This window comes from Robinsoniella sp. RHS (genome assembly GCF_001029355.1).
Taxonomy (GTDB): domain Bacteria; phylum Bacillota; class Clostridia; order Lachnospirales; family Lachnospiraceae; genus Robinsoniella; species Robinsoniella peoriensis.
In genome coordinates this window covers 1-10,902 of sequence record NZ_JNGB01000083.1, presented here as the reverse complement: position 1 = coordinate 10,902, position 10,902 = coordinate 1, and the positions used below count along the sequence as shown (strand labels likewise).

Here is a 10,902-nt window from a genome sequence, read left to right as displayed (position 1 = left end):
GGTGCGCCTGAACGATAGATGCATCTAACGAAAGTTCTTCCAATGCGGCTTCAAGGCTTAGAACGCGAAAAATATTATCCAGTACGCCAGCATCAATCCACTTACGAAAACGGCTGTATACACTTTCCCATGGCCCATAACGCTCAGGAAGATCACGCCATGGGGCTCCGCTTCGCGCCAGCCAAATCATTGCATTAAGCATGGTACGGTTTTCTTTTGAGGGACGACCTGGTTTTCCTGTGTTTTCAGGAGGAAGTAAAGTTACTATATGATTCCATTCATCATCTGTTAATTCATATCGTCTCAACATATAAAACACCCCTTTTTCTTTATTTTACCATAAAACGGGGATGCAAAACATTTGTTTTGTGCAACTTTTAATTTTCAAACACGCTCTAGTACTACAGCGAACAATTTCATCTTAAATTTGGGTTTTGTTGAGTAATGACGCTTTGTAGATGTAGGTAGTGTAAGGAAAGAGAAGGGGGCGGACCAGGACATTGATTTGGAAGGCTTACCGCAGAACTGGCATTTTCTAACCTTCCCGGAGCCCTTTTTGGCGGCACGCGGGCATTCGCTCCGAAATCCTGATGCATTTCGCAGCTCACTGCCCGCTTACAATCCGATGGGAGAAGTACTGCATTTTGCAATGCAGTACTGGTCGAATTGTATCCGCCAAAAAGTGCTCTGGGAAGGTAAGTAAATACTCAGCTCTGCTATACGCCTTCCAAATCAATGTCCTGGCTCGCCCCCTTCTCTTTCCGAGATAGCATTCGTTGAAACAAAGCTGGTTTTCTCAGCATGATGGAACCCGGGGGTTGTGGCATGCCGGACGCGACTGGCGCAAAGCAACTGATCTTGAAAACAGAATTTGTTTTTCATTCTGTAACCAGAAAAAGGAGCAAACTTCCATCTTCTTTTACACAAACAGCCGAAACATACTGCGCAGCATCCTATAAAGAACAGCCTGCCACAGCCCAGGGGTCTCCACCAGGCTGAGAAAACCAGCTTTGTGGCAGTAAACTGGATCTCGGAAAGATGGGTGTGGGAAACTGGCATGGGCGGAGGAAGCGTAGAGCAGAGCTGAGTATTTACTTACCTTTTCGAAGTGTTTTTTGGCGGATAGTATTCGACTGGCTCCCATCGGATACTAAGCGGGTACTGAACCGAAAAATGCATCAGGATTTCTCGGTGAATACCCGCGTGCCGCCAAAAAGCGCTTCGGAAAGGTTAGAAAATACCAGTTCTGCGGCCAGCTGACGGAGCCCATGCCAGTTTCCCACACCCATCTTTCCGTACACTACCTACATCTACAAAGCGTCATTACTCAGCTAAACCCCAATTTAAGAAACTGTTCGCTGTAGCTCTAGGCTTATTCTAACACAGGAAAGGTCTAAAAACTATTAAAATAAGTAAGAGCTGCAGATATACGCGAAAATTGGAAAAAAGTACTTGAAAAATTACCAGGCTTATGATATGATTTTAACTTGTGATATATTATATATTAATTTCCTTGCTCCCCACATAGATAGGGGGCCAGAGACCATAAGGAGGTGCCAAGAGCATGAACAAATATGAATTAGCCGTTGTTGTCAACGCAAAAATCGAAGAAGATGTAAGAGTAGCAACTATCGAAAAGGTAAAAGAATACATTACCCGTTTCGGTGGAACAATCACAGACGTTGATGAATGGGGTAAGAAAAGATTAGCTTACGAAATTCAGAAAATGAAAGAAGGATTTTACTACTTCATCCATTTCGAATCTGATTCAACATGCCCAGCGGAAGTTGAAAGACGTGTCCGTATCATGGAAAATGTTATCAGATATTTATGCGTAAGACAGGATGCATAGATAGAAAAGAGGAGAAAGTATGAACAAAGTCATTTTAATGGGGCGTTTAACCAGAGATCCTGAGGTTCGTTATTCATCAGGAGAAAATTCCATGGCAGTAGCAAGATACACATTAGCAGTAGACCGCAGATTCAAACGTGACGGAGAAGCAACCGCTGACTTTATCGGCTGTGTTGGATTCGGAAGACAGGCTGAGTTTGCAGAAAAGTATCTTCGTCAGGGTATGAAGATTGCTGTTACTGGACGTATTCAGACAGGAAGTTATACAAACAAAGACGGACAGAAAGTCTACACTACGGATATTGTTGTTGAAGATCACGAATTCTGTGAGAGCAAGAACGCATCTATGGCTGGCGGCGAAGGGGGCATGCAGTCAGCTGCACCATCATCCAGACCGACACCAAGTGCGGCATCAGGAGACGGATTCATGAACATCCCGGATGGCATTGATGAGGAATTACCATTTAATTAAAACTAAAATGAGAAGCAGATCTCATACATTATATGAATTCGAAATTTGTAAAAGGAGGTAACAAACATGGCTTATAATAGAAATGATAGAGGCGGCGATTCTCCGATGAAGAGAAGAGGCGGACGTAGAAGAAAAAAAGTTTGCGTATTCTGTGGTAAAGAGAATACCGAAATCGATTACAAGGATGTTAATAAATTAAAAAGATATGTATCTGAGAGAGGAAAAATTCTTCCTAGAAGAATCACAGGAAACTGTGCAAAACATCAGAGAGCTCTTACAGTTGCAATTAAGAGATCACGTCATATCGCTTTAATGCCATACGTAATGGACTAATCATTAAAATTGATAGCTTAACCGCCATTGTTTGAAACAATGGCGGTTTTTTTGTCTGTAACAGCCAGATGATCAAGCAAGAAAACATCATACTTGACACCTTGGTAAATTCTGTATATAATACTATGTGTTAATAGTTAGAATTCTAAGTATTAGAATACAAATAAAAAAGGAGACTCCAATCAATGGATTTTCACATATTATTAATGGTAAACCAGGCAGTGTTCCAAAGAAAGTTTTTTGCAAAAATTGCAGAGACAAGTCTGACTTCAGGGCAGCCAAAAGTATTAGATTACTTAAAGGATCATGACGGCAGTGTACAAAAGGATATTGCATCAGCTTGTCAGATTGACCCGGCTACCGTTACCAGTCTCTTACTCCGTATGGAGGAAGCAGGCTTGGTACAACGGAGAAACCAACCGGGAAATAGAAGATCACTTCATGTGTTTTTAACAGATAAGGGAAAGAGGGAGATCGTAAAAATTCAAAAAGCCTTTTTAGAACTGGAAGAGGAGGTATTTAAAGGATTTTCTGCGGAGGAAAGAACTGGTTTTATGGAAATGTTCATGAAAATAAATCAAAATATTTCCGATGAGAAATAGAGCAGGTATTAAACTGTATCTCACTTCTAAATATAAAAAATTTAAGACATACTTTGGAAAGAAGGAATATAAAGTGGAGAAATTAAAACGTTATGAAGTATTTATGGCAGGCTTATTTGTCAGTTCCCTGGGGGTGAGTTTTGTTACAAAGGCGGATCTTGGAACCTCTCCTATTTCATCCATCCCCTATACGCTGAGTCTGAAATACGATATGACTCTGGGGGAATTTACAATTGCATTCAGCCTGCTTCTTATATTGTTTCAAATAGCAATACTCCGTAAAAGGTTTCGAAAAGAATCTTTGCTTCAAATTCCAGTTTCTGTTTTGTTTGGATATTTTATTGATCTCACCATGCTCTTGATCAATTGGGTGAATCCGGGAGCATACATTATGAAAATTATCATGTTGCTTGCCGGATGTATAATTTTGGGATTTGGAGTATATCTGGAAGTACTGGCAAATGTGGTGATGCTTCCGGGAGAAGCTTTTGTCCAGGCAGTTACGCTTACGTGGAAAAAGGAGTTTGGACCAACAAAGGTGGTATTTGACGCTTCTATGACAATTATGGCAGGAATTATTTCTTTTGTAATATTTCAGGAGATACAAGGAGTTAGGGAAGGAACTGTGGTTGCAGCTTTGGTGGTAGGATTTGTTGCAAAGTTCTTCGGCAAAAGACTGGGATTTATGGAAAAAATATTGTTTACTACGGCCACGGAAAAAGAACATGACAAACTGATAGAGAATGTGTAACCCCGATGATATGAGGACTGTCTGGACCACACCCTGAGGAAGAAAACAGATAACAAAGCAGTTGCAGTTTATATGGAAAAAGCATATAATTAGTGGCAGAAAATGTAACATAGGAGGAAATTATGGCGGTTACATTACAGCAAATAGCTGATAAAGCAGGGGTATCGAGAGGTACTGTGGATCGGGCATTGAATAACCGGGGGCGGATTAATCCGGAAGTAGAGGAACGGATTAAGCGGATTGCCAAAGAAATGGGATATCAGCCTAACAGAGCAGGCAGAGCATTGGCGATGTCCAGGCATTCTATCAGGATTGGTGTTATTTTACAGTCGATAGATACCCCTTTTATGCAGCAGGTAAAAGAGGGCGTTGAAGCTGCAAAGGAAGAGGTCCAGCGCATGGGGGCCGGGGTGGAAATAAAAGAAATCAGGGGTATTGATGCTTCCGCTGCGATTGCTTATATGGAAGAAATGAGGGAGAGCGGATGCAATGCGATTGCGCTTGTACCAAGTGAAGATGAGTTTTTAAAGACTACGGTAGATACATTTGTGCAGGATTATCAGATTCCTGTTGTTACCTTTAATTCTGATATAGCAGGATCTAAACGTCTGTGCTTTATAGGGCAGGATACTTTACAAAGCGGGAAAGCAGCGGCAGGATTAATGAGTGAAATTGTCTGTACTCATGGTAAAGTGCTGGTCATATCTGGACATCCAACGAATCAGGGTCATAAGAACAGAGCAAAAGGTTTCGTGGAAGAGCTGAAGGCTTGCAGACCGGATGTGGAACTTCTGGATATGAAATATGCATATGACGATGATTGGGCAGCTGAGAAGATAGTGGAAGAGGCATTGCATAATACAGAGGAATTAGCGGGCATATACCTGACTGCATCAGGTGTGGAAGGTGTATGCAAAGTAATCGAACATTATGGAATGGCGGGCAGGGTAAAGGTTATTTCCAATGACTTAACAGGTAAGAACGAAGAATATTTAAAAAAAAGAACCATTCAGTTTTTGCTGGGGCAGGATCCTTTTGCTCAGGGGAATAACTCTGTAATGATTTTATTTCATAAACTTTTTGACGGTATTGAGCCGGATAAGGAATATAATTATACTGAAATTGTTATAAAAAATAGATATAATATATAAAGTTGATCAAGAGTGAAAAATGAAGTAACAAATATATGATCAAAAAAAATAATATTTTATTAAAGTTGGTAAAAATAACCAAAATATGTGCAAGATGTGTTGATGATAAAGACAATCATCAATCATGTTGCACATATTTTTTGTTTATCATTTAACAAATAGCAAAATGTTCCAAAAATACCGTTGGCAAATTGTAATAAAAAAGCAATTGTGTTCACGCGCACGCAATGATATTATAGCCGTATCAGAAAGATAGTTTAGTTAAAAAAACCTTATGTAAGAAGTAAATCAGTTAACCAAAATGATAATAAGAAAGGTGGAAAAATGATGTTAAGAGTTGGAGTTATTGGATGCGGTGGAATGGGCAAGGATCATATTAAGAGAATTACAGACAAGATTCAGGGGGCAGAAGTTACAGCAGTTTCAGATGTATTTGAGGAAGGGGCTAAAGCAGCGGCGGCTATCTGCCAGGCGAAGGTTTATCACAATAGTCAGGAGCTGATTCTTGATCCTGAAGTAGATGCAGTTGTCATTACATCCCCTGGTTTTGCACATGCGGAATCTATTTTAGAGGCAATTAAGGCAGGAAAGCCGGTATTTAGTGAGAAACCCCTGGCAACAACAGCAGATGACTGTCTCAGGATTGTAAAAGCAGAGCTGGAATCCGGAAAACATCTGGTTCAGGTAGGTTTTATGCGCCGTTACGACAAGGGTTACAATCAGGTGAAGGAAGCTTTGGATTCCGGAGAGTACGGTGCGCCATTAATGCTCCATTGCACCCATAGAAACCCCGAGGTAGGCACAAATTATACCACACCCATGGCAGTGCATGACACGGCAATCCATGAGATAGATGTATTGCACTGGCTGATTGATGATGAGTATGAGTCAGCACAGGTTATTATGCCAGGATGTACAAAATATTCACATTCTAAGTTAAAAGATCCTCAGATTATGCTTCTTAGGACAAAAAAGGGCATCTGTATTGATGTAGAGGTCTTTGTAAATTGTAAATTTGGTTATGACATTAATTGTGAGGTTGTTTGTGAAGATGGCGTTGTAAAGATGCCCGCTCCGGCATATCCTGTTATCCGGAGAAATGCTGCATTATCAACAACAATTGATACGGACTGTTTTGTTCGTTTCCGTGATTCCTATGATACGGAAATGCAGAACTGGGTTGAAAATGCAAAAAAAGGAGTTGTAACAGGACCTACCGCATGGGATGGGTATCTGGCAGCAGTTACCGCGGATGCACTTGTAAAGGCTCAGGAAACCGGTAACGTCGAACTTATAAAAACCGATATGGAAAAACCAGAATTTTATCAATAGAAATATGAAAATGGAGGAATTGATATGAAGATTGGATTTAATGAAGCAACGGCACTGGAATGCAAAGGTCAGTCCTTAATGGCGGACTTGGAAGCATGTGAGAAGTATGGATTTGATTATATTGAGATTCGTTTTGATTGCGTAAAGGATTATCTGAAAGATCATACATTAGAGGAACTTGCAGAATGGTTTCAAAACCATCACTTAAAACCATGGGCTTATAATACGCTGATTTTTTTCAATCAGAGAGATGAAGCCGGAGTGAAAGAAATTGATGCGGAGACAGAATTCATCATAAAGGTCTGCAAGGCAATTGATATGAAAATGCTCATTACAGTTCCATCTTTTGACGTAAAGGATATATCAGTCACTGACATTAAAGAAGAAGCAGTGGACAGACTGCGTTATCTATCCGATAAAGTAGGAAGCGGGATTAAGATTTCCCTGGAATTCTGTGGTGCTCCAAACTGTTCCATTAATCAGTTTGGAACGGCATACGATGTAGTGAAAGCGGTAAACCGTGAAAACGTGGGAGTTACTTTGGATACGTTTCATTTTCATGAAATGTGCTCGAAACTGGAAGATCTTCGAAATGCCGATGGCAAGAAGATTTTCGCGTATCATTTAAATGATTGTGAAGATCTTCCACTGGGTTCTTGTGGGGATGACAAACGTCTATGGCCTGGAGAGGGAGTTGTTGATCATTCCGGTATAGCTAAAGCGCTAAAAAAAATTGGATTTGACGGTGTATGTACAATTGAAGAATTCCGTCCGGAATATTATGAGATGACTCATGATGAAAATGTAAAAAAGGCGGCAGAGGTAACCAGGAGTTTTGTTGCAAAGTATTTTGAATAGCTGCATCTATGATATGGTGCCGCATTACCAGAACCCCCGGGTTGTGATCTGAGATCACAGTCCGTATCATATCACAAAAAGGAGAATGCAAATCATGAAAATAGCATTTGATGTGGATGTTTTAGCAAAACAAATGAGTATTAATGATATGGTGCATCAGGTGGCCGACTGGGGATACAAGTACATAGAACAGTCCCCACACCCACGTATTAATCCATTTTACAAGCACCCGCTTTTTTCGGCTGAATGTGAAATGGAATACCGGAAAGCATTAAAAGAAACCGGTGTTGAGATATCATCTTTTATAGTTGTTTACCGATGGTCCGGGCCAACGGAAGAACAGCGAAATATAGCAGTAGCAAACTGGAAGAAAATTGTGGAAATTGCAGTGAATATGGGGGTACAGGTCATCAATACGGAGCTTTCGGGAGATCCGAACCAGCAGGAAATCTGCAATGGGATGTGGTTTCGCTCTATGGATGAACTGCTGCCGCTATTTGAAAAAGAAGGAATCCGGGTTGAGATACAGTCTCATCCCTGGGACTTCTGCGAACTGAACAATGAAACCTGCGATATGGTAAAGAGTTACCGATCCGAGAATTTGAAATATGTGTATTCTGCACCTCATGGATTTTTCTATGATCAGGGAAAAGGGGATGTCCGTTCCATGCTCGGATATGCAGGTGATGATTTAAGCCATGTATTGTTTGCAGATACGTTCAATCAGGTAAAAGACTGCAGATATATTCTGAATCCGCCTTGGCTGAACCGCATGGGAAAAGAAGATGTGGCCGTTCACCAGCATAATCCTATGGGAGAAGGTGATGTGGACTTTTCCGGTATCTTTGCAAAATTGCGTGAAATGGACTTTGCAAACAGAACTTTTCCGGTCGGAGGAGATGCTATCTCCTGTGTATCTATTTTTGGCTATCCGGAACGAATGAATATAGAAGCGCCGCGTGCAAGGGAAATGATAGAAAATGAGCTCTTGGGAAAATAAAGCCGGAGGATAATGTATGGGGAGAATACCAGAGTTATTGAATTTTAAGCAAAAAGGAAAAGACATGAATGAGTTTGCCAAAGTTCCTGCTAAAGAGAAGCTGGCATATTGCTTTGGTGATCCGGCACTTACTTTGATGTACACCATGACAACTACTCTGTTGATTTATTTCTACACAAATGTAGTGGGAATATCAGCCGGTTCAGTAGGTATGATTATGCTGGTATCCAGGGTATTCGACGGTGTCTCGGATGTGATCATGGGGACAATCATTGACCGGACACATTCCAAATACGGAAAGGCAAGGATTTGGATTCTGCGTCTGGCGGTGCCCTATGCTTTGGCTGCGGTTTTTCTTTTTACAATGCCGGGAATGGGTGATATGGGAAAAGTTATTTATGCCTTTGTCACTTATAATATCATGAATACCGTGGTTTATACGGCAATCAGCCAGCCGTTTCATGCGCTGGGTTCCTTAATGAGCAGGGACCGCAGGGAGAGGGATGTTATCTGCAATATTCGTATGATACTTTCCATTACGGCAAGCATGGTTATTACGGCATTTACGCTGCCCATTATTAACAAGCTTGCGGGGGTGATCCGGAATGAACAGGCTGCATGGATTATTGTTACGGCGGTATATGCAGTAATCTCTGTATTCGTACTGATCAATACTTATATGACCTGTACCGAACGGGTATGTACGGCACAGAAGGTGAAAGAGAATATTCCATTTTTTAAAGCCTTAAAGGCAACTGTTACGAACCCATATTTTTTGATAGCACTGGGGTTAATGCTTTTCTATACGGTTTACCAGATCATCATCGGGACAGATTTAACCTATTACTGCCAGTATGTTTTAAATGATGTGGACCTGGTCATGCCATTATCTGCGGCAGAAAAAATAGCTACCATTGCCGGTATTGCGCTGCTGCCCAGAATACTTCCCAGGTTCGGGAAACGCAGCCTCATCTGTGCAGGATGTTTAGTGGGAATTGCAGGGCAGCTCATATTTCTTCTTAACATAACAAGCGTTCCTTTGGGCATCCTGACCTGTATCATGCGTGGGATAGGTATAGCACCATTTTATGGAGTACAATATTCTCTGCCAAGTGATGCGATTGAATACGGCCACTGGAAGACCGGAATACGCATAGAAGGGTTGATGTTCTCATCCATGAGTATGGGGCAAAAAGCCGGATCGGGATTCACATCGGCAATTATGGGGGCAATTTTATCCATGGCTGCATTTGATGGTTTAAAAGCAACTGCCGCTGAACAGGCACCGGCGGCAATTGAGGCAATAAAATCGTTTTATCTCTATGTTCCCATAGGAATCTGGCTTATCATGTTTCTCATAGCTGCCTGTTATCGGCTGGACAGAAAGTATGACCGCATGATGGGGGAATTGATGGAAAGGGAGCAAGAGGTTTAGATTGTTAAAAACAATTAGATTAAAAAATGGTATGAGCGGATGCAGAATTTGATAAATTTTGTATCTGCTCATTTTATTGTTATAAGAAACGTGTAAAGATCAAATTGAAATAATCAGTGAAATTATCTGTACTTGGTTAAATACAACATAATGTATATAACAATAATAATAAAATATAAATAAATCACTATTAGATGATAGACAAAGGCTTAGTTTTGAATTATAATATATATGCTGTCGACTCTTTCCAGCAGGGAGGAGGTGCATCTATGGAATACATAGTAGCTTTTATAATATCAGTAACAGCTAGCATAGCTGGATATTATGCTTGCAGATGGATTGAAAAGAAAAACAAAGACAGCTAAAGAAAAATCCCCACGGAAATAGGCTCCGTGGGGATTCGTGCATCTAGAATACATAGTTGCTTTGCATGCTTTTATAATATAACACTTTGCAATAAATGTCAATTCTTTTTTTATTTCTAATGCCTTTCCGGCATCCTTCTTTCTATCAGAAGTATAGTGGTTTTTCCGTCTGCGGCATCAAATATATTAAAATAATACTATAAGATAGTACACCTTCCTTAAGATAATGCAATTTTTGAAAGCAATCGATAACGCTATAATGAGATTGTAACAAAATAAGCACGGAAAAGGAGAATGTTATGGGGAAGAAAAGAAAACGGAAATTGGCGACGAAGGCATTGGCAGTTGCAGTAGCGGTTTCTATGCTGCCAGGCAGTGCGATCACAGCGTTTGCTGAAACAGGTACCGGAACAGAACCGGGAGCATTGGCAATTGGACATCCGACATTTAAGAACACGGAAAGCTTGGCGGATGTATACGATTTGGGAGGCGTAACGTATGATTCAAAAGAAATGATGAAAGCACTCTATCAGCAGGATCTGGATAACGGTGGAGATTCCTTTTATATGGACCGTATTCTGGCGCGTTATGGAGTGGCAAATGGCAACGCAGGCAATAATGGGGATGATGATGGCAATACGTTTATGACCAGAGGCCGGGCACTTTATATGTACACCAGCAATCCGGCCATTATTGGTTTTGGCGGAAAAACCAGCTATGGATGCAGTTCTTCCGGCAGTTCCCTGGGAGG

Annotated in this window: 13 protein-coding genes; 11 read left to right on the top strand and 2 right to left on the bottom strand. The window is 41.0% G+C overall.

Annotated features, from left to right (window positions below; all coding sequences use genetic code 11):
* A partial coding sequence (locus RHS_RS22185) for an IS5 family transposase (protein WP_047834398.1) occupies positions 1 to 310 on the bottom strand: 310 nt, incomplete at its 3' end.
* 868 nt (positions 311 to 1,178) lie between these two features.
* Entirely contained in the window at positions 1,179 to 1,301 is a 123-nt protein-coding gene (locus RHS_RS31645; protein ID WP_255348045.1) for a hypothetical protein, read from the bottom strand.
* Between the two features lie 263 nt (positions 1,302 to 1,564).
* Between RHS_RS31645 and rpsF the strand changes: the two genes are divergently transcribed.
* The 11 genes from rpsF to RHS_RS22125 form a co-directional block, all read left to right on the top strand.
* Positions 1,565 to 1,852 carry a 30S ribosomal protein S6 gene (rpsF, locus tag RHS_RS22175; RefSeq protein WP_044296953.1) on the top strand — a complete coding sequence of 96 codons (288 nt, stop codon included), beginning with the start codon at positions 1,565 to 1,567 and terminating at the stop codon, positions 1,850 to 1,852.
* Positions 1,853 to 1,871: 19 nt separating this feature from the next.
* On the top strand, positions 1,872 to 2,324 hold the full coding sequence (locus tag RHS_RS22170; protein WP_027295276.1) for a single-stranded DNA-binding protein: 453 nt from the start codon (positions 1,872 to 1,874) through the stop codon (positions 2,322 to 2,324).
* Positions 2,325 to 2,390: 66 nt separating this feature from the next.
* Entirely contained in the window at positions 2,391 to 2,657 is a 267-nt protein-coding gene (gene rpsR, locus RHS_RS22165; protein WP_027295275.1) for a 30S ribosomal protein S18, read from the top strand.
* 185 nt (positions 2,658 to 2,842) lie between these two features.
* Positions 2,843 to 3,259 (top strand): MarR family transcriptional regulator, encoded by a 417-nt coding sequence (locus RHS_RS22160; RefSeq protein ID WP_047834396.1) that lies wholly within the window; start codon positions 2,843 to 2,845, stop codon positions 3,257 to 3,259.
* Positions 3,260 to 3,332: 73 nt separating this feature from the next.
* A complete protein-coding gene (locus RHS_RS22155; protein ID WP_047834399.1) occupies positions 3,333 to 4,010 on the top strand; it encodes a DUF6198 family protein in 678 nt (225 codons plus the stop codon).
* 122 nt (positions 4,011 to 4,132) lie between these two features.
* On the top strand, positions 4,133 to 5,161 hold the full coding sequence (locus RHS_RS22150; RefSeq protein ID WP_047834395.1) for a LacI family DNA-binding transcriptional regulator: 1,029 nt from the start codon (positions 4,133 to 4,135) through the stop codon (positions 5,159 to 5,161).
* A gap of 324 nt (positions 5,162 to 5,485) precedes the next feature.
* Entirely contained in the window at positions 5,486 to 6,493 is a 1,008-nt protein-coding gene (locus RHS_RS22145) for a Gfo/Idh/MocA family protein (RefSeq protein WP_197041683.1), read from the top strand.
* Between the two features lie 24 nt (positions 6,494 to 6,517).
* Positions 6,518 to 7,351 (top strand): sugar phosphate isomerase/epimerase, encoded by an 834-nt coding sequence (locus RHS_RS22140; RefSeq protein WP_047834394.1) that lies wholly within the window; start codon positions 6,518 to 6,520, stop codon positions 7,349 to 7,351.
* Positions 7,352 to 7,445: 94 nt separating this feature from the next.
* Positions 7,446 to 8,351 (top strand): sugar phosphate isomerase/epimerase, encoded by a 906-nt coding sequence (locus RHS_RS22135; protein WP_044296961.1) that lies wholly within the window; start codon positions 7,446 to 7,448, stop codon positions 8,349 to 8,351.
* Positions 8,352 to 8,367: 16 nt separating this feature from the next.
* Positions 8,368 to 9,786 carry an MFS transporter gene (locus RHS_RS22130; RefSeq protein WP_027295269.1) on the top strand — a complete coding sequence of 473 codons (1,419 nt, stop codon included), beginning with the start codon at positions 8,368 to 8,370 and terminating at the stop codon, positions 9,784 to 9,786.
* Between the two features lie 664 nt (positions 9,787 to 10,450).
* Positions 10,451 to 10,902: hypothetical protein (locus RHS_RS22125; RefSeq protein WP_047834393.1), on the top strand; the 452-nt coding region annotated here is incomplete at its 3' end.

Excerpts from the sequence above, each read along its gene's own strand:
- rpsF (WP_044296953.1), top strand. The coding sequence starts at position 1,565 with ATGAACAAATATGAATTAGCCGTTGTTGTCAACGCAAAAATCGAAGAA.
- RHS_RS22170 (WP_027295276.1), top strand. The coding sequence starts at position 1,872 with ATGAACAAAGTCATTTTAATGGGGCGTTTAACCAGAGATCCTGAGGTT.
- rpsR (WP_027295275.1), top strand. The coding sequence starts at position 2,391 with ATGGCTTATAATAGAAATGATAGAGGCGGCGATTCTCCGATGAAGAGA.
- RHS_RS22160 (WP_047834396.1), top strand. The coding sequence starts at position 2,843 with ATGGATTTTCACATATTATTAATGGTAAACCAGGCAGTGTTCCAAAGA.
- RHS_RS22150 (WP_047834395.1), top strand. The coding sequence starts at position 4,133 with ATGGCGGTTACATTACAGCAAATAGCTGATAAAGCAGGGGTATCGAGA.
- RHS_RS22145 (WP_197041683.1), top strand. The coding sequence starts at position 5,486 with ATGATGTTAAGAGTTGGAGTTATTGGATGCGGTGGAATGGGCAAGGAT.
- RHS_RS22140 (WP_047834394.1), top strand. The coding sequence starts at position 6,518 with ATGAAGATTGGATTTAATGAAGCAACGGCACTGGAATGCAAAGGTCAG.
- RHS_RS22135 (WP_044296961.1), top strand. The coding sequence starts at position 7,446 with ATGAAAATAGCATTTGATGTGGATGTTTTAGCAAAACAAATGAGTATT.
- RHS_RS22130 (WP_027295269.1), top strand. The coding sequence starts at position 8,368 with ATGGGGAGAATACCAGAGTTATTGAATTTTAAGCAAAAAGGAAAAGAC.